18 protein-coding genes and 2 pseudogenes are annotated in these 20,270 nt (G+C 70.8%); 12 read left to right on the top strand and 8 right to left on the bottom strand.

What is annotated here, in order from left to right; genetic code table 11:
* Window positions 1–55 precede the first annotated feature (55 nt).
* From ACFU53_RS08960 to ACFU53_RS08950, 3 genes are read right to left on the bottom strand one after another with little or no spacing between them, the layout of a single operon-like run.
* Complete coding sequence (locus ACFU53_RS08960) at window positions 56–2,251, bottom strand: xanthine dehydrogenase family protein molybdopterin-binding subunit (protein WP_383987897.1); 2,196 nt, start codon at window positions 2,249–2,251, stop codon at window positions 56–58.
* Window positions 2,248–3,228 (bottom strand): FAD binding domain-containing protein, encoded by a 981-nt coding sequence (locus ACFU53_RS08955; RefSeq protein ID WP_383987894.1) that lies wholly within the window; start codon window positions 3,226–3,228, stop codon window positions 2,248–2,250. Before ACFU53_RS08955 ends, ACFU53_RS08960 begins: the two co-directional genes overlap by 4 nt.
* Window positions 3,229–3,240: 12 nt before the next feature.
* Window positions 3,241–3,888, bottom strand: coding sequence for a (2Fe-2S)-binding protein (locus ACFU53_RS08950; RefSeq protein WP_383987891.1), 648 nt, complete (start codon window positions 3,886–3,888; stop codon window positions 3,241–3,243).
* Window positions 3,889–4,747: 859 nt separating this feature from the next.
* Here ACFU53_RS08950 and ACFU53_RS08945 point away from each other — a divergent pair.
* The 3 genes from ACFU53_RS08945 to ACFU53_RS08935 all read left to right on the top strand — a co-directional run bounded on the left by ACFU53_RS08945 (window position 4,748) and on the right by ACFU53_RS08935 (window position 7,380).
* Entirely contained in the window at window positions 4,748–6,424 is a 1,677-nt protein-coding gene (locus tag ACFU53_RS08945) for an MFS transporter (RefSeq protein WP_383987887.1), read from the top strand.
* A gap of 137 nt (window positions 6,425–6,561) precedes the next feature.
* Entirely contained in the window at window positions 6,562–7,083 is a 522-nt protein-coding gene (locus tag ACFU53_RS08940) for a hypothetical protein (protein ID WP_383987884.1), read from the top strand.
* Window positions 7,084–7,182: 99 nt separating this feature from the next.
* Window positions 7,183–7,380, top strand: coding sequence for a hypothetical protein (locus tag ACFU53_RS08935; RefSeq protein WP_383987881.1), 198 nt, complete (start codon window positions 7,183–7,185; stop codon window positions 7,378–7,380).
* Between the two features lie 41 nt (window positions 7,381–7,421).
* On the opposite strand, the gene ACFU53_RS08930 is transcribed toward ACFU53_RS08935, so the two are convergent.
* On the bottom strand, window positions 7,422–8,837 hold the full coding sequence (locus tag ACFU53_RS08930; RefSeq protein ID WP_383987878.1) for a DUF2252 domain-containing protein: 1,416 nt from the start codon (window positions 8,835–8,837) through the stop codon (window positions 7,422–7,424).
* A 188-nt stretch (window positions 8,838–9,025) separates the two neighbouring features.
* On the opposite strand from ACFU53_RS08930, the gene ACFU53_RS08925 reads away from it, so the two are divergent.
* From ACFU53_RS08925 to ACFU53_RS08910, 4 genes are all read left to right on the top strand, one after another.
* Window positions 9,026–9,754: an HdeD family acid-resistance protein gene (locus tag ACFU53_RS08925; protein WP_383987875.1), complete on the top strand. Its 729-nt coding sequence runs from the start codon at window positions 9,026–9,028 to the stop codon at window positions 9,752–9,754.
* Window positions 9,755–9,767: 13 nt separating this feature from the next.
* A complete protein-coding gene (locus ACFU53_RS08920; protein WP_383987872.1) occupies window positions 9,768–11,135 on the top strand; it encodes a hypothetical protein in 1,368 nt (455 codons plus the stop codon).
* A 115-nt stretch (window positions 11,136–11,250) separates the two neighbouring features.
* The gene (locus ACFU53_RS08915) at window positions 11,251–11,721 is read left to right on the top strand and encodes an SHOCT domain-containing protein (RefSeq protein WP_383987869.1); all 471 of its coding nucleotides are present in this window, start codon (window positions 11,251–11,253) and stop codon (window positions 11,719–11,721) included.
* Window positions 11,722–11,754: 33 nt separating this feature from the next.
* Window positions 11,755–12,189, top strand: a complete 435-nt coding sequence (locus tag ACFU53_RS08910; protein WP_383987866.1) for a hypothetical protein — start codon at window positions 11,755–11,757, stop codon at window positions 12,187–12,189.
* A gap of 22 nt (window positions 12,190–12,211) precedes the next feature.
* Here ACFU53_RS08910 and ACFU53_RS08905 read toward each other — a convergent pair whose 3' ends face one another.
* Together ACFU53_RS08905 and ACFU53_RS08900 are read right to left on the bottom strand one after the other, a co-directional pair.
* Window positions 12,212–12,967: a hypothetical protein gene (locus ACFU53_RS08905; RefSeq protein WP_383987863.1), complete on the bottom strand. Its 756-nt coding sequence runs from the start codon at window positions 12,965–12,967 to the stop codon at window positions 12,212–12,214.
* Window positions 12,968–12,977: 10 nt separating this feature from the next.
* Window positions 12,978–13,553: a TerD family protein gene (locus ACFU53_RS08900; protein WP_383987860.1), complete on the bottom strand. Its 576-nt coding sequence runs from the start codon at window positions 13,551–13,553 to the stop codon at window positions 12,978–12,980.
* A gap of 159 nt (window positions 13,554–13,712) precedes the next feature.
* Between ACFU53_RS08900 and ACFU53_RS08895 the strand changes: the two genes are divergently transcribed.
* The 3 genes and pseudogenes from ACFU53_RS08895 to ACFU53_RS08885 all read left to right on the top strand — a co-directional run bounded on the left by ACFU53_RS08895 (window position 13,713) and on the right by ACFU53_RS08885 (window position 16,512).
* Window positions 13,713–14,099 (top strand): BlaI/MecI/CopY family transcriptional regulator, encoded by a 387-nt coding sequence (locus ACFU53_RS08895; protein ID WP_383987857.1) that lies wholly within the window; start codon window positions 13,713–13,715, stop codon window positions 14,097–14,099.
* 6 nt (window positions 14,100–14,105) lie between these two features.
* A pseudogene (locus ACFU53_RS08890) lies at window positions 14,106–14,978 on the top strand (M48 family metalloprotease).
* A 220-nt stretch (window positions 14,979–15,198) separates the two neighbouring features.
* Window positions 15,199–16,512, top strand: a complete 1,314-nt coding sequence (locus tag ACFU53_RS08885; protein ID WP_383987854.1) for an LCP family protein — start codon at window positions 15,199–15,201, stop codon at window positions 16,510–16,512.
* A gap of 52 nt (window positions 16,513–16,564) precedes the next feature.
* On the opposite strand, the pseudogene ACFU53_RS08880 reads toward ACFU53_RS08885, so the two are convergent.
* Both ACFU53_RS08880 and ACFU53_RS08875 read right to left on the bottom strand, forming a co-directional pair.
* Window positions 16,565–16,681 (bottom strand): annotated as a pseudogene (locus tag ACFU53_RS08880) (sporulation protein); the annotation flags it as partial.
* A 130-nt stretch (window positions 16,682–16,811) separates the two neighbouring features.
* A complete protein-coding gene (locus ACFU53_RS08875; RefSeq protein WP_383987851.1) occupies window positions 16,812–17,687 on the bottom strand; it encodes a DUF4394 domain-containing protein in 876 nt (291 codons plus the stop codon).
* Window positions 17,688–18,021: 334 nt separating this feature from the next.
* On the opposite strand from ACFU53_RS08875, the gene ACFU53_RS08870 reads away from it, so the two are divergent.
* Window positions 18,022–19,266: a PucR family transcriptional regulator gene (locus ACFU53_RS08870; RefSeq protein ID WP_383987848.1), complete on the top strand. Its 1,245-nt coding sequence runs from the start codon at window positions 18,022–18,024 to the stop codon at window positions 19,264–19,266.
* 50 nt (window positions 19,267–19,316) lie between these two features.
* Window positions 19,317–19,955: a phosphoribosylanthranilate isomerase gene (locus ACFU53_RS08865; RefSeq protein ID WP_383987912.1), complete on the top strand. Its 639-nt coding sequence runs from the start codon at window positions 19,317–19,319 to the stop codon at window positions 19,953–19,955.
* Window positions 19,956–20,270 lie beyond the last annotated feature (315 nt).

The raw sequence follows: 20,270 nt of genomic DNA, 5'->3' as shown, positions 1-20,270 counted from the left end.
CGTGGGAGAAGTGCCCGGGACGCTGGCCGCTCCGCAGCGGCCCGGAGCACTCGGATCAGAGCAATGCCTCGGCGGTGATGGGCAGTTCGCGAACCCGGCGGCCTGTGGCGTTGAAGACTGCGTTTCCGATCGCGGCCGCCACACCCACCTGAACGACCTCGCCGAGGCCCTTGACGCCGAGGGCGTTGCCGTCGTTGTCCTCGCCGTCCAGGTAGATCGCCCTGACCTCGGGGACGTCGGCGTTGACGGGGACGAGGTAGTCGGCGAGGTTGGCGTTGACGATCCGGCCGTCGCGGTGGTCGGTGACCGTGTGCTCCAGCAGGGCCGCGCCGATGCCGCCGACGATGCCGCCGAACGCCTGGCTCTCGGCGAGCTTGGGGCTGATGATGCGGCCCGCGTCGTACACGCCGAGCATCCGCCGCACCCGCACCAGGCCCAGGGCCGCGTCGACGGCGACCTCGGCGAAGGTGGCGTTGTAGGCGTGGTAGGAGCGCCGCGCAGGACTGGGCGGCCCGGTGTAGGAGCCGCTTGCTTCCAGATGCGAGCGGTCGTTGCGGGCCAGCAGACTCCGGTACGTCTCGCCGCGCGCCTGATTGCCCTGCACGTGCAGCCGGCCGCCGCGCACCACCACATCGCCGGCGTCCGCCCCGTACAGCGGTGACTCACGGTCCTCGACGGCCAGCTCGATCGCCTGCTTGCGGACCTTGTCGCAGGCGTCGACGACGGCGGTGCCGACGCTGGCCATGGTGGCCGAGCCTCCGTGGGGGCCGGTCGGCGGGTAGAGGGAGTCGCCGAGCCGGAAGGTGACGGTGCGCATGGTCAGCCCGAGTGCGTCGGCGGCGACCTGGGTCTGGGCGGTGTAGGTGCCCGGCCCCATGTCACTGGTGGCCGACTCGACCACGGCGGTGCCGTCGGCATCGAGGCGGGCCCGGGCCTGCGCGGGGAAACGCCCGGGGTCGTAGACACCGGCCGCCATGCCCAGGCCGATCAGCCAGTCGCCCTCGCGCCGGGAGCGGGGCCTGGGGTTGCGGCGGTGCCAGCCGAACTCGCGGGCGCCGACGGTGTAGCACTCGCGCAGCCGCCGGGTGGAGAACGGCAGGTTGTTCGACTCGTCCTCGCTGGGTTCGTTGCGCCGGCGCAACTCGATCGGGTCGACGCCCAGTTCGTGCGCGAGCTCGTCCATGGCCGACTCGATGGCGAACGACGCCGTGGCGAGACCGGGACCGCGCATCCAGATCGGTGTGTTCACGTCCAGGGGAACCTGCCGGTACGCCTGGCTGACGTGGGGCATGCTGTACATCATCTGCCCCGCCGGCATGACGGCCTCGGTGAACGTCTCGTACGAGGAGGTCTCGGCGTCGATGTCGTGGATCGCGGCGGTCAGCCGGCCGCGCCGGTCGCTGCCGAGGCGCAGCCGGTACTCGTACAACGGCCGGAAGCCGGTGCCGAAGTACATCTGCCGACGGCTCAGCACCAGCTTCACCGGACGTTTCGTCACCCGGGCGGCCAGGGCGGCGACGACTGTGTGCGGCCAGCAGCGCAGCCCGCTGCCGAAGCCGCCGCCGACGAACGGGTTGATGACCCGCACCGACTTTGCGGGCAGGTCGAACACGGCGGCGAGTTCGTCGTGCGTGCCCACGACCCACTGGGTCTTGTCCCACACGGTGAGCCGGTCGCCGTCCCAGCGGGCGATGGTGGCGTGCGGTTCCATCGGGTTGTGGTGGTTGCGCGCCAGTTGGTACGTCAGGTTCAGCCGTACGGGAGCGTTGCGAAGTCCGGCTTCCGCGTCGCCGCGCGCGTAGTTCGTCGGCTTGTCCGGCTCGGCCTCGTGCAGGTCGGTGGAGGACTGTTCGGCGTCGTACTCGACCTTTACCAGGCTCGCGCCGTGCTGGGCGGCCTCCAGCGTGGTGGCGACCACGACGGCGACCGGCTGGCCGTGGAAGACGACCCGGTCGTCCTGGAACACCCGCAACCTGCGCCCAGGGGGGTTGTTGGACCCGGCATTGTCGCGGTACGGCAACTTCGGCGCGTTGCCGTGGTGGATCACCCGCAGCACACCCCGGTGCTTCTCGGCGGCGCCGGTGTCGATGGACCTGATCCGGCCACGTCCGATGCTCGCGTCCACGACGACCGCGTGTACGGCCCCGTCGACGTCGTGCTCGGCGGCGTACAACGCCTTGCCCGTGACCTTCAGCCGGCCGTCCACCCTCGACAGCGGCGCACCCACGGCGGCCTGCGGCTGGGGACTCACTTCGTACCTCCTACGATGCGCAGCTGACGCTCCACGGTCCGCTGGAGCAGCTCGACCTTGAACCGGTTGTGCGTGAGGGGGCGGGCCCCGTCCGACGCCTTCTGGGCAGCGGCTGCCCACAGGGCCTCGGAGGGGCGCTCCCCGACGAGGTGTTTCTCGACCGCGGGCAGCTTCCACGGCACGGTGCCCACCCCGCCGACGGCCACCTTCGCTTCCCGGATCAACCCGCCGCGCACATGCAGCGCGACGGCCGCCGAGGTCAGGGCGAACTCGTAGGACTGGCGGTCACGGACCTTCAGGTAACCGGACCTCAGCGGGCGAGGGAGGGCCGGGATTTCCACTCCCGTAATCAACTCGCCCCGCCGTAGCGCCTGTTCACGGTTGGGGGTATTGCCGGGCTTGAGGAGGAAGTCGACGAAGGGCACACTGCGCTCCCCGTCCGGGCCCAGCAGGCGCACGGTCGCCTCCAGGGCCGCGAACGCCACGGCGACGTCGGAGGGGTGGGTGGCCACGCAGTCGTCGGAGGTGCCGAGGATCGCGTGGGTGCGGTTGACGCCCTCCAGCGCGGCGCACCCGGAACCGGGTTCGCGCCTGTTGCAGTCGGCGCTCACGTCACGGAAGTAGGTGCACCGGGTGCGCTGCATGATGTTGCCGCCGATGGAGGCCATGTTCCGCAGCTGCGCCGACGCGCTCAGCTCCAGCGCCTCGGAGACGACCGGAAACAGGGTGCGCACCTTGCGGTGGGCGGCGGCCTCGGACATGGTCACCAGCGCGCCGATGCGCAGGCCGCCGCGCTCGGTGACGGTGACCTCGTCCAGCGGCAGATCGGAGATGTCGACCAGGCTTTCGGGACGCTCGACGGTCTCCCGCATCAGGTCGACCAGTGTGGTCCCGCCGGCGATGTAACGCCCGCCACGACGACCGGCGTCGAGAGCTTCCCGGGTGTCGGAGACACGGGTGTAGGAGAAGGGATACATGGCGGCCGCCCTCTACTTCCGGCCCGCGGTCTGCTCGACCGCGCGCACGATCTTCACGTAACAGCCGCAGCGGCAGATGTTGCCGCTCATCCACTCCCGGATCTCCTCCGGCGAGTCGGTGTGCCCCTCCTCGATGCAGCCGACACCCGACATGATCTGACCCGGCGTGCAGTAACCGCACTGGAAGGCGTCCTGCTCGATGAACGCCTTCTGCAACGGGTGGAGTTCGTCGCCGTCGGCCAGCCCCTCGACGGTGGTGACCTCGGCGCCCTCCAGACGCACGGCCAGCGTCAGACAGGAGTTGACCCGGCGCCCGTCGACCAGCACCGTGCACGCACCACAGGCCCCGGCGTTGCAGCCCTTCTTCGAACCGGTCAGATCGAAGTGCTCACGCAACAGGTCCAGCAAAGACGTGCGGTTGTCGACCGTCACGGTCCGGCGCTTGCCGTTGACCGTCAGGGAGACCCGGCTGGAGGGCGGCGCCTCCGCGGCGTTCGCTTCCTGCGAGTCGGCGAGGATCGTCCCGCCGATCACACCGCCCGCGACGACGGCACCACCGACCGCGGTGGTGGCGATGAAGGTGCGCCGACTGGGGGCTGGAGAGGACTCGCCGGCTCCCGTGGGGGGTGGAGCGGCAGACTCGGGGAGTTCAGTGGACATGGGGGGACGCCTTCACATAGCGGACAGATCATGCCGTGCACAGCGGCACGGCAGGAGGCGGGACCGTCGTCGCCGCAGGACCTGGACAATTGCGCGGATCGCAGCTGCGGTCCGGTCACGTCGGCAGTCTGGCATCACCAGTGGCACCCGTGGCAGGGAGACTTTCCTCCCCCTTTACTTTTCTCCACCAACACTGAGAGGTGGTGTAGTGAGCTGCGGTGTGGGCGTGTTGGGGCAGGCGCGACGGTGTTTCCCTGCCTGTCGTTGACGTGCTCGTGTCACATGGTGAGGCTTCCACGGCAGCGGTCCGAGAGGGCCTGTTTCAGGCGCGGACGCGGTAGTGACCTCGTAGGCGTCGATGCCTTGGTCGGCTGCGATGACGTCGCTTGGAGGTCTTCACGCTCTATGCGTCCGGCGCCGACGATGCCCAGTGCTGCGGTCGCCCGCACAGCGGGCCTTGTCCCCAGGGCAGGTCGTGGACCGAAGAGCTGATCGGGGCCGTTGGGGTGAGTTCGAACAGGCCTTGCCACCGCGCTTACCCGAACCGCCGGAGGACCGGCTCTTCGCATACGTCCTCGATCAGGGGGATCAGCCTGCCGGTCGAAACTCCCCAGATTCTCCCCAGGGATGATCGTGGGCGAGTTCGAGGCGGTGTGCCGGGCACGCGAGCTGCCGCCGCCATGGCTGTTCTCGGCTCCGCCGGTCTGCGGTAACCGGCCGCGCGCTGGGCGGCTCCCCCGTGGCGGGTGAGGCGCCGCAAAGGCTTCTGAGCTGCGATGGAGGCGGCGGCCAGTCGGTGACGGTCGCTGTCCGGGTGACGCCCAGCCGTGGCCCGGACCGACTTGGCGAGGTGGACGGCGTGGCGCATTGGCGGGCTCTGATCGTCCTCGGGACGGCCCAGTTCTTGATGGTTCTGGACACGTCCGTCATGAACGTCTCCATCAGTCAACTGGTCGAGGACTTCGACACCGAGGTCACCGCCATCCAGGCCGTCATCACACTGTACGCGCTGGTCATGGCCGCTTTCATGATCATCGGTGGCAGGTTCGGTGACATCTTCGGCCGCCGCCGGCTCTTCTTCCTCGGCCTTGTGATCTACGGCATCGGCTCGGCCCTGACCGCCGCGGCACCGACCCTGTGGGTCCTCGCGCTGGGCTGGTCGGTCATCGAGGGCATCGGTGCCGCGATGGTGCTGCCGGCCATGGCCGCCCTCGTCGCCGAGTCCTACCGGGGCAAGGACCGGGCCGTCGCCTACGGCGTCATCGGCGGACTGGCCGGCGCGGGGATCGCCGTCGGCCCGCTGCTGGGCGGCTGGGTGACGACGTATCTGACCTGGCGGCTGGTCTTCATCGGTGAGGTCGTGGTGGTCGTCGCCGTCCTGTGCTTCCGCCGCGTGATCACCGAAGCCCCGCGGACCGGCCCACGCCCCACGATGGACGGCGTCGGCGCCGTGCTGTCGGCGGCGGGCCTCGGCCTGGGCGTGCTCGGTGTGCTCCAGAGCAGCACCTGGGGTTGGGTGCAGCCCCGCAACCCGCCCTTCACCGTCATGGGCTTCGCGCCGACCCTGTTCGTCATCGGCGCCGGAGGGCTCGTCCTGGCCGCCTTCGCGCACTGGGAGCACCGACGCGCCGCCCACGGCACCGACCCCCTCGTCCACCTGCCCCTGTTGCGTCGACCCGCGCTGCGCTCGGGCCTGTTGGCACTGCTCAGCCAGAACCTCATCCTGCTCGGGCTGTTCTTCACCATCCCGCTCTACCTGCAGGTCGTGCAGGGCTTCGACGCCTTCGAGACCGGACTGCGGCTGCTCCCGGTGTCCGTCACCATGCTCGCCGCGTCCCTGGTCGCCTCCCGGCTGGGACGGCTGGCGGGACCGCGCCGGGTGGTGCGGCTGGCCCTGGCGACCCTGGCCGCGGCGATCGTGTGGCTGCTGGCCACCATCGACCCCGTCATCGACGACACCCAGTTCGCCCTGGCCATGGCCCTGCTCGGCGTGGGCATGGGGCTGCTCGCCTCGCAACTGGGCAACGTAGTGCAGTCCAGCGTGGGCGAGGAGGAACGCAGTGAGGTCGGCGGACTGCAGTTCACGGCCCAGAACCTCGGTTCCGCCCTGGGTACCGCGCTCATCGGGTCGCTGCTCATCGGCTCCCTCGCGCATGCCTTCACCGCGCAGGTGGAGGACGACCCGAGGCTGTCGCAGGAGGCCCGGCAGCAGACGAGTGTCGCGCTCCAGGCCGGGATCAGCTTCGTCCCCACCGAGCAGGTGCGTACGGCGGCCGAGCGCGCCGGGCTGCCGCCGTCCGAGGTCGACGCCGTCGCCGACTCCTACGCGTCGGCCCAGCTGGACGGCCTGAAGGCGGCCATCCTCGCCACCGGCGGCATCACCCTCGCCGCCTTCCTGGTCACCGCGCGGCTACCGAACGGTCGGACCGGCCCTGCGGAGCCGCCCGGGACGGGCCGTTCGAAGCCGCCCGCCACCGACGCTCCGGCCGCCGCGCGCGGCTCGACGCACTCGGACGGCAACCAAGACGGCAACTGAGGCGACGACCGGGACGGCGACTGAGGCGACGACCGACACAACGACCGGACGGCAACCGAGACGGCGTCCGACAGGATCCGCGGCCGGCGCACCGGAAGCGCGGCTCGACGCGCCGCCCCCGAGAGGAGGCCGAGACGATGTCCGCGACCGGGCATGCCACGTCCCGTACCGAGCGCGGTGCCGAGCGCCGGGCCCGTGCCGACTACACCGGCGGTGTCTACGGATCCATGATCGCCTCCTCCGTGATCATCGGCGCCGGCACCCTGGGGTCCTATCCCCGCGTGGAACTCGTCCTTCTGCTGCTGCTCACCGGCCTGGTGTTCTGGATCGCGCATGTGCACGCCCAGCTGTTCGGGGCGCGGCTGGCGCAGCGGGGTCTGGATCGCCGAGTCGTGCTGGAGGTGTGCCGCGACGAGTGGCCGATCGTCAACGCCGCCGTCCCGCCGGCCGCCGCCGTCGCGGTCAGCCCGCTCCTCGGCCTCGACGTGTCAGGAGCCCTCTGGCTGGCGCTCTCCGTGGCCGTGGCGGGCCAGGTGGGCTGGTCGGCGGCCGCGGCCCGCCGGGCCGACGCCTCGTGGGGGCTGGTCGCCGCCACCGCCTCGGTGAACCTGCTGCTCGGTCTCCTGATCATCGCGTTCAAGCTCTATCTGACCCATTGACTCACCTTCCCGGGGTGAGGCCCGACCGGTGCCCCGGGACGGACGATCGCAGAGAAGGGGCGAAGCCCGCCCGCACCAGTCCATGGGGGAGCACGGCTCATGCTCTACGAGATCCGCGTCGAAGGACAGCTGTCGAAGGCGCTGACCAGCTCCTTCCCCGAGCTGGACCATGTGGTGATGTCCGGCCACACCGTCCTGTTCGGGCACGTCGTCGACGAGGCTCATCTGTACGGGCTGCTCGCCCGCTGTCAGTCCCTGGGCCTGCGGGTCCTGGAGATGCGCCAGCTGCCGGAGTGAGCGGGAGTCCACACCACCGGCGGAAGAGGGCCGGCGGTGTTTCAGAGGTTCTCCGCGTGGATCCTGCCCGTGTGCGCGGCCACACCCAGCGCCTCGAAGTCCCGCTCGTTCCGGTCGGCGTAGGCCTGCGCGAACTCGGCGAGCGCGCGGTCGAAGCGGTCGCTGCCGCCCAGGTAGGCGGCGATGGCGACGGGGTCACCGGAACGGGCGTGGGCCCGCGCCAGGCTGGCACCGCACAGCCGCGCGAAGAGCCGCAGCAGACCGGGATCCATGGTCTCCGGCCGCGCGATGCCCTTCCAGTCGCGCAACTGCCGTACGTAGAAGTCACGTTCGCGCCCGTCGAGACCGATGACGTGGGTCCAGCCCAGGAAGATGTCACTGGTCGTCTGGATCAGCCGCTGCCCCGACACCACACGGCGGCCCTGGTTGTCGTAGCGGTCGCCGCCGAGTTGGGCGGAGAGGACCGACTCCTGTGCCTCCTTGGCCTGCAGCAGCAGCGGGTCGGTGTCGTCGCGGCCGAGCAGGAGCACGATCCAGCAGCGCGTTCCGACGCTGCCGACGCCCACCACCTTCCGGGCCATGTCGACGACGTGGTAGTGGCGCAGCAGATGCCGGCGCTCGGACGACAGGGTCCGTACGTACTGGTCCAGGACGTTCTGGAGCTCCTTCTCCTGTCCCTCCCCGGAGGAGTTCGCCAGCAGGTCCCGGAGCGGGGTGATCAGCGGTGGGTCGGGTGCGATGAGCCGGCCCTCGGCCGTGACCCGGGTGAGTTTCTCGAAGGCCTGGAGATGGGTGCGCGTACGGGCCTTCGCCGTCGCCTCGGCGGTACGGCGTCTGCTCTCCTTGTCCATCGACGAGGCCATCAGCTCCCGCAACCGGTCCGCGTCGTCCTGCGCGTACCAGATGTCCAGCGTGCTCATGCCGGCGAACTCACGCATCCGCCGCCGGTACGTCTTCACGCACGCCCGTACCGTGCCGTCCTGCTCCTCGGCCGGGAAGCCGTTGGCCCGGGCCGCGATCGCGAAGCTGGCCGCCAGCCGCTTGACGTCCCACTCGAACGGCCCGGCCAGTGTTTCGTCGAAGTCGTTGATGTCGAAGACGAGATGGCGTTCGGGTGAGGCCAGCAGCCGGAAGTTGAGCAGATGGGCGTCGCCGCAGAGCTGCACCGTCAGGCCGGTGTTCGGCAGGGGCCCGAGGTCCGACGCCATGATCGCCGCCGCGCCCCGGTAGAAGCGGAACGGGGACTCGAGCATGCGGCCGTAGCGGATCGGTACCAACTCGTGGAGCCGGGTGGCCGACTGACGCTCTATCACCTCGATCGGGTCGGCCCGTTCGGCGTCCGCCTTCGCCTCGAACCAGCCGTGGCAGGACCGCGAGGCGCGCTTGCGCGCGTCCCGGCCGTACGCCGCCCTCTCGGCCACGGACAGCGACGCCGTGAATGCGCTGGATACGGTCATGACACACACCTCCAGAACCGCCGGTCAGGCGTACGCCCACCCCATCGTGCATGCGAAGCGCGGAGATCACCCGTCGGGGGTGATCCGGCAGGGCGGCGGGCGGCGGGACGCTGGCCCGGTGAGGTCACCGCACACCGCCGCGCGCCGGCGGTGCGGAAGCGGCCCGCCCGGCAGCTCGAGGAGGAGCCATGACCGAGTCCCGTGGCCCGGAACCGCGTAGCGGTGCGGACGACTGGCCCGGCGGTGCGGACGACAGTCCCGGCGGAACGGGTGCCATGCCCCGTGGGGCGGCTCCCGGCGCCATGGGTGACCCGGCTGAGGCACTGGCGCGGGTCGGCCGGTCCTGGAAGTGGATCCTCGGCTCGGCGCTGGCCACGCTGGTGCCGGGCATCGTCGTCCTGGTCTGGCCGGACGGGACCCTGCACGTCCTCGCGGTCCTCATCGGCCTGTACCTGCTCGCGATCGGCGCGTTCCGGTTCGTCGACGTCTTCGCACGGGAGGAGTCGGGCGAGCGGCTGTCCGGGCTGCTCCTCGCGCTGGTGTACGTCCTTGCCGGGGTGCTGTGCCTGCGGAACCCGCTGCAGACGATCGCCGCGCTCTCACTGATCGTCGGGATCGTCTGGCTGGCGACCGGCATCCTCACCCTCCACACGGCGCTCGCCGCCAAGGATCTGCCCCACCGCGCGTTCGTCCTCGGCGCCGCGTTGCTCGGCATCGTCGCGGGGATCGTGGTGCTGGCCCTGCCGACCGAGTCGGCCACGGCGCTGACCCGGCTGCTCGGCCTGTGGCTCGTCCTGCTCGGTCTGGCCGAGGCGGCGGTCGCCCTCGCCTGGCGGGCAGCCCTCCACCGGGCGGGCATCACAGGTCCACGGGTTCACGGCAGCCGACCGCCGGCACCGCCTGAGCCCCCTGCCTGAGCGAGGAGGAGTCATGGTCTCGGGCAAGGATTCCGTACCGCCGCACTCCGGCTCGGGCGACGAAAGCGGCTCGGGCGGCGGGGTCGGTCACGCGCTGAGCGCCGAGGAGCGCGCCGAGTACGAGCGGCTGCGTCGGCACGCGGGCGTACGCCACCGGCGGCTGCGCAAGGCGGGTGCCGCCGTCCTGCTGGTGGTGACCCTGCTCCTCGCGCCCCTCGCCGTCGTCGCGGCCTGGGTGCAGGAGACGGTCGCCGACACCGACCGGTACGTCGAGACGGTCGCCCCGCTGGCGTCCGACCCGGCCGTCCAGCAGGTCGTGATCGACCGGCTGACCAACGAGGTGGTCAAGAACGTGGACGTCGAGGCGGTGACGGACGCCCTCACCAAGGTGCTCGCCGACAACGGCGTGCCACCGCAGGTCGTGGCGGGGGCCGAGGCCCTGGACGGCCCCCTGCGCGCCGTGGTCCGGACCGTCGTGGACCGCAACGTCACCCGGGTCGTCACCAGCGACTTCTTCCGGCAGACCTGGGAGGGCTCGAACCGGCAGGCGCACGCCGCGGTGGTGCACATGATCACCGGCGAGCGGGAGGGCGCCCTCCGCGCCACCGGAGACACGATCCAGCTCGACGTCGGCTCCGTCGTCGACCAGGTACGACAGCGCCTCGTCGACGCGGGCTTCGACAAGGCCGCCGCCATCCCCGACAGCGACCGGACGGTCACGCTGTTCCACACCGACGAACTGGGCAAGGCGCAGGACGCCATGCGGCTGCTGGACATCCTCGGCACCTGGCTGCCCGTCATCACCGTCGCACTCGCCGCCCTGGCCGTGTGGACCGCGCCCGGCCACCGGGTGATGCTGCTGATCACGTCCCTCGGCCTCGGTCTGATGATGGTGGTGCTGCTTGTCGCGCTGGCCGTCGTCCGACGCGTCTACCTGGACGCCGTACCCCCCGAGGCACTGCCGCCCGACGCCGCCGCGGCGATCTTCGACACGTTCCTCCGCTTCCTGCGGGACAGCACCCGCACCCTCCTCGTCGTCTTCCTGGCCACGGCGCTCGCCGCCTACCTGTACGGCCCCGGGCGGATCGCCCGCCGGGTGCGGGCCCTGGCCCGGCGCGGCACCACGGCGGCCGGGCGGGCGCTGCGGCGCGCCGGAGTGAGCACCGGGCGGACCGGACGCCGGCTGGCCGTCCATCCCCGGTGGACCACCGGCATCGTCCTCGGGGCGGGCGCCCTGGCCCTCGTCCTGTGGAACCGCCCGACGGTCGGCGCGGTCGTCCTCGTCGCCGTCCTGGTCATGGTCGTACTCGCGGTCGTGGCGGTACTCGCCGCCGCTGCGGACCCCGCCCCGGACGAGGCCGGGCTCACCCGCCCGGGGTGAGGCTGCCGGGCCCCTGCCGTGCGCACGCTGAAAACGGCGCCGAGTGCGGCGCCGTGGGCGCGCCGAGGACGGCGGAGAACATCTGCCGGGCGGCCGTCCGGGACGGAGGAGAGACATGAGTGGTCAGACGTACCTCGCCTACGACTTTCCGCTGTTGAGCGTCTTCTGGTCCATGCTGTGGCTGTTCCTGTGGATCATGTGGTTCGTGCTGCTCTTCCGGATCGTCGTCGACATCTTCCGCGACGACGACATGAGCGGCTGGGCCAAGGCGGGCTGGCTGGTCTTCGTGGTCCTCCTGCCGTTCCTGGGCGCCTTCGTCTACGTGATCGCCCGAGGCAAGAACATGGGCCGCCGCGAGGTGGCGCAGGCGCGGGCGCAGCAGGCGGCCTTCGACTCCTACATCCGGGAGACGGCCAAGCACGGCGGCGGACACCCCAGCAGTGTCGACGAACTTGCCAAACTGTCCGAAATTCGCTCGCGCGGCGACATCACGGACGACGAGTACCGCCGCGCGAAGGAACTGGTCCTGAGCGGCCACGGCCCCTCGGCGGGCACGGGCGTCGGCCCGTCCGCCGCCGGGCACTGAGAACACCGCACGACACCGAATCGAGGCATCGGTATGACCGCCACACACACCGGGCACGCACATTCGACCAAGCGGTCACGGCCCTTCGCCGAGGGACTGACGGCCTTCGCGGCCATCATGCTCATGATCGCGGGCGTCCTCGGCATCTGCCGGGGCATCATGGCCATCGCCGAGGACGAAGTCTTCGTCACGACCCGCAACTACGTCTTCGAGTTCGACCTCACCGGCTGGGGCTGGGTCCACCTCGCCCTCGGCGTCGTGGCCGTCCTCGTCAGCCTGGGCCTCTTCCAGGCGTCCCTGTGGGCCCGCGTCGCCGGCGTCGCCATCGCCGGCCTCATCATCGTCGCCAACTTCCTGTCCCTGCCGTACTACCCCGTCTGGTCCATCGTGATGATCGCCTTCTCGGCCTTCATCATCTGGGCCCTGTGCGTGGTCAAGCGGGACGATTCCGGGGGCTCGCTCCGCTGAATCGGCCGGGCGGCGAGTCCGCTCAGTCCGAACCCACGGGTCCTGTCTGCCGTGGCGGACGGAGGGACGGGTCCTCGCGGAGGCAGCGGCGCAGGTGAGGGAGCATGCCCCGGTGCAACAGGGCCTGCTGCCAGACCAGTCGGGCCTGTTGCGGTCGAGCGGGATGCGCCGGGCCACCGGGTCCGCGCAGCGCCGTACGGAACAGTGCGGCGAACGCGAGGACGGCGCTCGTGGCCGCGAAGAGGGCCAGGGTCCAGCCGGCGGCTGTCAGCGAGCCGGGCAAGGTGCCCTGGACGCCGGCCAGCTGGAGGAGGTGGCCGAGGACGAGCACGACCGCGGCGGAGGAGGCGGCCAGCGACGGCGCGAGCACCGCCAAGAGCGGCAGCAACTCGACGTCGGCGGCGCGACGCCATACGCGCCCGTCGGAATCCTCGGCCGCGACGGCATCCAGATCCCCGCCGGTACGCCCGGCCTCGGCGGCATCCAATCCCCCGCCGGTACGCCCGGCCGCGAAGGCATCCGCGTCCTCGCCGCCGCGACCGGCCCCGGTGGCGGACGCGATCGCGGTGAGATACGCGCGGTACTCACCCCGCGCGGCCGCCACGATCTCGTCCGCGTCCGCCGACGCCCGGACCCGCAGTCGCCGTACGGCCAGCCCGCTGGGGTCGGCGCGCAGGACGTCCCGGATGTCCGGGGTGTCCAGCGCCATGCTCAGCACGGCCTCGAACTCCGCCCGGTCCTCGGGACGGAGGCCGGTCGGGCGATACGGCCCCGTCACCCAGGCCTCCTCAGACGTTGACGCCGAAGTCGGCGGCGATCCCGGCCAGCCCGGAGGCGTAACCCTGCCCGACCGCACGGAACTTCCACTCGGCGCCATTGCGGTACAGCTCGCCGAAGACCATCGCGGTCTCGGTGGCCGCGTCCTCGGACAGGTCGTAGCGGGCGATCTCGGCGCCGCCCGCCTGGTTCACGACGCGGATGAAGGCGCCGCGCACCTGGCCGAAGCTCTGGCCCCGGTTCGCGGCGTCGTGGATCGAGACCGGGAAGACGATCCGGTCGACCTCGGCGGGCACGGCCGCGAGGTTCACCTTGACCGACTCGTCGTCGCCCTCGCCCTCACCGGTGAGGTTGTCGCCGGTGTGCTCGACCGAACCGTCCGGGCTGGTGAGGTTGTTGTAGAAGACGAAGTGCCCGTCGGAGAGCACCTTTCCGGAGGCGTCGAGCAGCAACGCCGAGGCGTCGAGGTCGTAGTCGGTACCGGTGGTGGTGCGCACGTCCCAGCCCAGACCGACCAGGACGGCTGTCAGACCCGGTGCCTCCTTGCTGAGCGAGACGTTGCCACCCTTGGACAGGGAAACTCCCACTGCGTACTCCTTGTTGGTGTCCTTGATGTCGTGGCGCTCTGCCGCGAATCGAAATCTACAGCACTGTAGAAGGTGAGGGGGGTCTTTCGGCAACCTTCCTTCTACAATTCTGTAGATCGGGATGTGGATACGATCAGGGCAGCGGAAAGGAGACAGGGCGTGACGGACCAGCAGCGTCCCCGGCGGCGGGGGCAGGGCGAGCTGGAGGCCCTCGTCCTGGCGGCGCTGCGCGAGGCGGACGGCCCCGAGAGCGCGGGGTGGGTGCAGGAACGCCTCGGCGGGGACCTCGCCTATACGACCGTGATCACGATCCTGACCCGGCTGCTGGCCAAGGGTGCGGTGACCCGGGAGCGCTCCGGCCGCTCCTTCGTGTGGACCCCGGCCTCCGACCAGGCGGGCCTGGCCGCGCACCGGATGCGCAGGGTCCTCGACGGCGAGAGTGACCGCGAGGCGGTGCTGGCCAGCTTCGTCACCTCCCTGGAGCCGGACGACGAGCGCCTGCTGCGCGAGCTGCTCGGGAGGGCGAGGGGTGAAGGGGCCGACTGAAGCCTCATGGGGGTGTTCGTCTTTCTTCCCCTGGTCCTGCCGCTCACGGCGTGGCCGATCGCGCGCTCGCCGAGCAGCGACTGCATCCACGGACCGCCACCCGGCTGCTGACCGGCGTGGCCGTCGTGATGGCGGGTGTGCAGCACGGTGTGCCTGGGCCTGCTGATGGTGGTCGGCACGGCCCAACCGCCCGGCAACTCCTTGCCCGACGGCTGGTCCGACCCCGAGGTGCGCGCGATGGTTCCGTACGACGAGGTCGCCGGGCGACTGGCCATCCCGGCGTTGATCGCCGTGCTGCCGACCTGCGGCCGGACCCTGTGGAGGCACGGGCGGGTGCGCCACCGCGCCCACCGCGCCCACCGCGCCCACGGGGCCCCGGCCGGGCTGCCGGACACCGAGGTGGCCGTACTGCCCGACGAGGCACCGTACGCGTACGCGCTGCCCGGTGGCCGTCGCGACCGGGTGGTGGTCACCACGGCCCTGCTGTCGTGCCTGGAACCGGCCGAGCGGCGGGCGCTGTTCGCCCATGAGCGGGCTCATCTTGCCGCCCGGCACCACCGGTTGCTGCCGGCCGTTCGACTGGCCGCGCGTGCCAACCCGTTCCTGTGGCCCCCTGCGTACGGCCGTGTCGTACACGGGTGGCGCTCGTGTCCGCCGGTACGCCGGCGACGCTCGCCGGCTTCGCGACGTCGGGGCCCGTGCCGCGCCGGGTGGGGGCTCTGCTCGGCGGCGCCCGGGGTGCGCAGCCGGCCGTCGGTGTTCACCTCGGTGGGGCCGGCGGCGTGGGGCGCGGCCGTGGGCGCGGCGGTCTCGGCGATGTCATCGGCGAACTCGGCCGTGACGATGGTCCTCATTCTGTACGCTGCGACGCCTCTGTGACGTTTGTGAGTCCGGGGCACGGTGAGACGCGTGCGGCCCTGATCCGTATATCTACATGCATGTAGAGTCCTGCGGGTTCGGTGATCACAAGTGCCGGGCGCCAGGGGGTAGTCGACCGGCCGGGTGCGGCCGAGGTGGGGGAAGGCCGGTGAGTGGTACGGGAAGGCGGCGCGCGGGTGCCGGAGGCGGGGGGACGCGGCTGACGCGGCGGGGCCGGACGGTGAGCTGGCTCGCGGGCAGCGCGGCCGTGCTCGTCCTCGGGGTCGGAGGCGTCGGTGCCTGGGTCTACAAGGACCTGGACAACAACATCACGGGTGCCGACGTGGACGGCAAGCTCGGCGGGGACCGCCCGGTCAATCTCAGCCCGGGTTCGAAGAACATCATGGTCGTCGGCTCGGACAGCCGTGACGGGGCCAACGCGAAGTACGGCAGTGACCTGACCACCATGCAGTCGGACACGCTGATGGTGCTGCACATCCCCGCGAACCGGGAGTGGGCGACCGTGGTGTCGTTCCCGCGTGACTCATGGGTCGAGATATCGGCGTGCGAGAAGGGGGACGGCAGTACGTCCGGCCCGCACCTGGCGAAGATCAACGAGGCGTTCGCGATCGGCGGTTCGAGCGGCGAGGTCGCCGGCGCGGCGGCCTGCTCGATCCGGACGGTGGAGGCCAACACCGGTCTGCGCATCGACAACTTCATGTCCGTCGACTTCCAGGGCTTCAAGGGGATGGTCGACGCCCTGGAGGGCATCGAGGTCTGCCCCGAGCAGGCCATCTACGACGAGAAGGCCCACCTCGACATGGAGGCGGGCTGCCAGACCGTCAAGGGCGAGACGGCGCTCGGCTATGTGCGGACCCGCTACGCCGTCGGCGACGGTTCCGACATCGGACGCATCGGCCGCCAGCAGGAGTTCATGGAGGCCCTGGCCGCCAAGGCCAAGTCCAAGCTGACCAGCCCCACTTCGCTCTACGACTTCCTGCAGTCCGCCACCAAGTCCCTGACCACGGACAAGGATCTCGCCGGAATCGACCCGCTCTACGACCTCGCCTCCGAGCTCAAGGGCATCCCCAGCGACCGGCTCACCTTCCTGACCGTCCCCAACTACCCCCGCGAGGCCGACGTCCCCGCCGACAAGGCCAACATCGTCTGGCAGTACCCGCAGGCCGCCGACCTGTTCACCTCCCTCGCAGGCGACAAGGAGGTCGACAAGGAGCGACTGCAGGCGCAGGCCAAGAACGACCTGATCTACGCGTCCGCCGTACGCGTCCAGGTCCTCAACGGCACCGGGGTCACCGGGCGCGCCGCAGCCGTCGCCGAGAAGTTGCGCGAGGCCGGCTTCACCGTCGTCGGCACGGGCAACGCGCCCGAGAACACCGACGCCACCACGGTCTCCTACCCGGCCGACCTCACCAAGCAGGCGAAGGTCCTAGCCTCGCGGCTGCCCGACGCCAAGGCCACGCGGTCCGCGGACGCCGCCGCGGGCGTGGTGACCCTGGTCGTCGGATCGGACCTCGACCTGGAGGAGCTGCGGTGACGGGTGTGTCGGCCCGTCACTCCTCTTCTTCTTAGCCCTCGAAGAAGTCCCCGACCCGCTCCAGGGTGATGTGCTCGCTCTCGAAGTCGGCGTCACCGCCCTTGAGATGGACCCGCCCGGTCAGCGCGCCGCCCACCCCGAGCGAACCGAGCAGTCGTTTGAACACCATCGTGGCGTCCATTCATTGACGTACGTACGTACGTGAAAAGAGCCGTCGGTGTGGCGGCACGTGCTCGTGACGCCGACTCGCCGCGGTCCGGTCGTGGCCGGGCCGCGGCGAGGGTGTGGTCGCTGGGGGATCAGGAGCCGGTGAGGCTGATGGCCAGGTCCGTGATGTTCAGCGGGAACTGCTTGATGAAGGTCGCCTCGCCGGTGAAGACGTTGATGCTGTACAGCGAGGGGGTACTGGCGCCGTACGGGGTGAGGGAGGCGAAGGCGGCGTTGTCGACCGTCTTCCCGCCGGACAGGGTGCTGTAGATGTCCATGCCGGCCTTGAGCTGGGCGTCGATGCCGAGGCTGCCGGTCGGGGCGAGCGTGCCGTTGTTGGCCGGGGACTGGATGACGACCTGGTCGCTGTTGGTGTTGATGTCGAACAGCGTGGTCGCCGTGGCCCCGTTGAGGTCGTTGTTCGTGTACGCGGCGGCGGTGACGCCCTTGGTCGTGCCCTCGATCGGCGGGGTGGTCAGGTTGATGTCCTGGATGGTGGTGTGGTCGTTGAGGTTGTGCCGCAGGTTCTGGCCGTTGTCGCTGATCACGCGGAGACGGTCGGCGGCCGGGTTGAAGTCGACGCCGAACTGCGTGCCGGTCAGCGCGTACTGGAGCTGGGACACCTTGGTGACCTGGACGTCCGTGGTGCCCGCCGGGATCTTGATCGTGTAGATGCCGCCCTTGTTGCCGACTCCGTACAGCAGGCCGTCCTGCACCCGGAAGTCGATCCCGACCAGGGCCGTGTCGCCGCTGAGCCCGGTGATGACCCGCACCCAGTTGAGCACGTCCGGCCGGTCCGTCGTGAACGTGGCCATCAGGGTGCCGTCGCCGCTGATCCCGAACGCGCGCAGGCTGGGGACGGCGGCGGGGGCGGCCGAAGCGGTGCCCGGCATGCCGAGCATGAGTGCCGTCGACGTGACCACGACCGCCATCGCCGCCGTGATTCTCTTTCTCGTGCCTGCTTTCATCGGGGTTTCCCTCCCGTTTGGGCGAGCGCCATTGTGTGGCGCCTGGCTGAGGAATTTCCGTACCCGGGCCCGTACTGATTGCGGGAACCGTTCCGTAGTCGCGCCGGAATGATTGCCGCGGTCTTCCCCCCATGGGCGTGTACGCGGTTCTCATTAAGGCCGCTTTACGACTCCTCCACAAGCGGAAGAGGTGACGGGAACGCCCCGATCCGTGAATTTTGCGCACTGTGACAAAAACCCTGTCGGTATACTTGCCGCCGATTTATGCGGAGTGATGAACGCCGTCCGGATCTCGTCTGTCGGCCCGTTCGTCCGGAATGACATGCTCGCGTCCATGGGGAGCCTTTTCGCCGAACTGGCCCGTCAGGCGTCGACCAACGCCCGCCGGGAGGTAGAGACCTACACGCGTGAGATCCCGGAGTTCGGGTTCCTGGACAAGGACCCCCGGGCACGGGCCGAGACGCTGGAGCACTCGGTGTGGTTACGGCACCGCACCGTCGAACTGTCTCCGGACAACAGCGAGTTGAGCGCCAACGATCTTGGCTACATCGCGTCCATGGGAGAGCTGCGGGCCGGTGCGGGCATGTCGCTCGACGCACGGCAGTGGGTGCTGCGCGTGCACACCGCGCTCATGCTGCGCGAGATCAACGAGGCGACCGAGGCCCAGCGCGGCGGCGGTGTCGACGAACTCATGCGGATGATGACCTGGTTCGCCCCGCAGGGCGAGCGCGGCATCGGCGCCTACCGCCAGGGATTCGTCCGCGTACTGCGCCGCCGAATGCCGCACACCGAGCAGGTCGCCCTGCTGGCCCGGTCATTGCTGAACGGGGATCCGATAGCGGCGGAACTCGCCGCGGCCGTGGACATGGAACTGCCGGATCACTGCGCCGTGACGGTGTTCCGGCTACCGGACCCTCCCGCCGTCGACCGTTTTCTGCAAAACGAGATCGAAACGCTGGTGAAGAGTCACCAGGTGCCGGTCATGTGGGGCCCGGAGGGCGACGACGGGAGCGGTGAGCTGATCGCTCTGGTTCCCCTGGTCTCCGGCGCCGCGGAAGCGGAGAACGTACCGCCGCACACCGTTCCCGACCTCTTACCCGATCTCACCCCCGACCACTTGCCGGATCTCGTGCGGGACTTCGCCCGGGCCCTCGGCCGCCCCTGCGCCGTCGGCACCGCCACCGCTCCGCTGCCCGGGCTGTCCGACGCCCTGGACAGGGCGCGGCGGATCAGCCGGGCGGCCCCGCTGCGCCGGGCCTCCGCCCAGCAGCGACCGCACACCCTGGCCGACGTCTTCGTCGAACTCGCCGTCGCTGACGTGCCGTTCGTCGACGACTGGCTGCGCTCGCTGGCCCGTCGGCTGGACTCCGGCCCGGACCTGCTGATCACCCTCGACGCGTACTACCGGCACGACATGCACCGCGGCGCCACGGCGACCGCTCTCAACGTCCACACCCGCACCCTGGACTACCGCCTCCGCCGGGTACGGGAACTCACCGGCATCGACCCGGGCTCGACCCGGGGTGTCCGGACGCTCAGCGCGGTCGTCACCCGGCGCCAGTCGGGAGCGTGGCGCTGACCGCGTCAGGCGCGCCGGGCCAGGTGGCCGCCGTCCCCGCGCCGTCTCCGATGCGGCAGGCTGGGGGCGTGAGCAACTCCAGTGACTCCCTCTTCATCAAGATCTGTGGTCTGAGGACCGAGCAGGACGTCGACACGGCCGTCGAGGCGGGCGCCGACGCCATCGGCTTCGTCTTCTCGGCCAGCCCGCGCCGGATCGACGCCGCCACCGCCGCACGGCTGAGCCGCCGTGTGCCGGAGCACGTCCTGACGGTCGGCGTCTTCCGCCAGGAGCCGCTTGGCGATGTGCGGTCCCTGGCCACCGAGTCGGGGATCCGGGCGATCCAGCTGCACGGCCCCGAGGACCGCGCCTACTACGACGACCTGGCGGCCGGCGACTGGACCCTGATCCGCGCCGCGGCGTTCGGCGACTCGGTGCCGAGCTGTGGGGAGTTCGGCGAGGACATGCTCCTCCTCGACGCGCCCGTCCCCGGCTCGGGCATCGCCTGGGACTGGGCGAGCAGGCCGCTGGCGGCCGCCGGGGAGAAGTGGCTCCTCGCGGGCGGCCTCACCCCGGAGAACGTGCGCGACGCCGTCGCCGTCACCCACCCCTGGGGCGTCGACGTCTCCAGTGGCGTGGAGCAGAGCCGAGGCGTCAAGGACCCCGGTCTGATCACGGAGTTCGTCAAGGCGGCCCGCGCCGGGCGGTGACAGGCCGTCGTCGAGGTCGGCGCGCGGCTCGGCCGGCGGCGACCTCCGAGGTCAGCCGTGTGCGGCCGGCCGAGTTCGACCGTGTGCGGCCGGCCGAGGCCCGGGTCGCGGGCGTGCTCACGGCTGTGAGTCACGGGGCTGAAGCTGTGAGTGGTGATGCCCGGCGTTCCCCCGGAAGTGACCCTGGGGTAGGGTCCCACCGTTCCGGCTACCGGCTGAAGGTGCGCCGGTACGGGGAGTGTCGGAGGGGTGGCGTGAGGGAAACCCAGTCGGGTGAGGATGTGTCCGTGGAGCTGGACGGCGCGGGGTTGGAGG

The sequence above is a fragment of the Streptomyces sp. NPDC057474 genome, assembly GCF_042802555.1.
Lineage (GTDB): Bacteria > Actinomycetota > Actinomycetes > Streptomycetales > Streptomycetaceae > Streptomyces.
Note: the sequence above shows the minus strand (reverse complement) of the source record. Positions and strands in the feature narration are given on the sequence as shown.

What these genes read in the sequence shown, in the direction of transcription:
- ACFU53_RS08955 (WP_383987894.1), bottom strand. Translation starts at nt 3,228, where the DNA reads ATGTATCCCTTCTCCTACACCCGTGTCTCCGACACCCGGGAAGCTCTC.
- ACFU53_RS08950 (WP_383987891.1), bottom strand. Translation starts at nt 3,888, where the DNA reads ATGTCCACTGAACTCCCCGAGTCTGCCGCTCCACCCCCCACGGGAGCC.
- ACFU53_RS08940 (WP_383987884.1), top strand. Translation starts at nt 6,562, where the DNA reads ATGTCCGCGACCGGGCATGCCACGTCCCGTACCGAGCGCGGTGCCGAG.
- ACFU53_RS08935 (WP_383987881.1), top strand. Translation starts at nt 7,183, where the DNA reads ATGCTCTACGAGATCCGCGTCGAAGGACAGCTGTCGAAGGCGCTGACC.
- ACFU53_RS08930 (WP_383987878.1), bottom strand. Translation starts at nt 8,837, where the DNA reads ATGACCGTATCCAGCGCATTCACGGCGTCGCTGTCCGTGGCCGAGAGG.
- ACFU53_RS08925 (WP_383987875.1), top strand. Translation starts at nt 9,026, where the DNA reads ATGACCGAGTCCCGTGGCCCGGAACCGCGTAGCGGTGCGGACGACTGG.
- ACFU53_RS08920 (WP_383987872.1), top strand. Translation starts at nt 9,768, where the DNA reads ATGGTCTCGGGCAAGGATTCCGTACCGCCGCACTCCGGCTCGGGCGAC.
- ACFU53_RS08915 (WP_383987869.1), top strand. Translation starts at nt 11,251, where the DNA reads ATGAGTGGTCAGACGTACCTCGCCTACGACTTTCCGCTGTTGAGCGTC.
- ACFU53_RS08910 (WP_383987866.1), top strand. Translation starts at nt 11,755, where the DNA reads ATGACCGCCACACACACCGGGCACGCACATTCGACCAAGCGGTCACGG.
- ACFU53_RS08875 (WP_383987851.1), bottom strand. Translation starts at nt 17,687, where the DNA reads ATGAAAGCAGGCACGAGAAAGAGAATCACGGCGGCGATGGCGGTCGTG.
- ACFU53_RS08870 (WP_383987848.1), top strand. Translation starts at nt 18,022, where the DNA reads ATGGGGAGCCTTTTCGCCGAACTGGCCCGTCAGGCGTCGACCAACGCC.
- ACFU53_RS08865 (WP_383987912.1), top strand. Translation starts at nt 19,317, where the DNA reads ATGCGGCAGGCTGGGGGCGTGAGCAACTCCAGTGACTCCCTCTTCATC.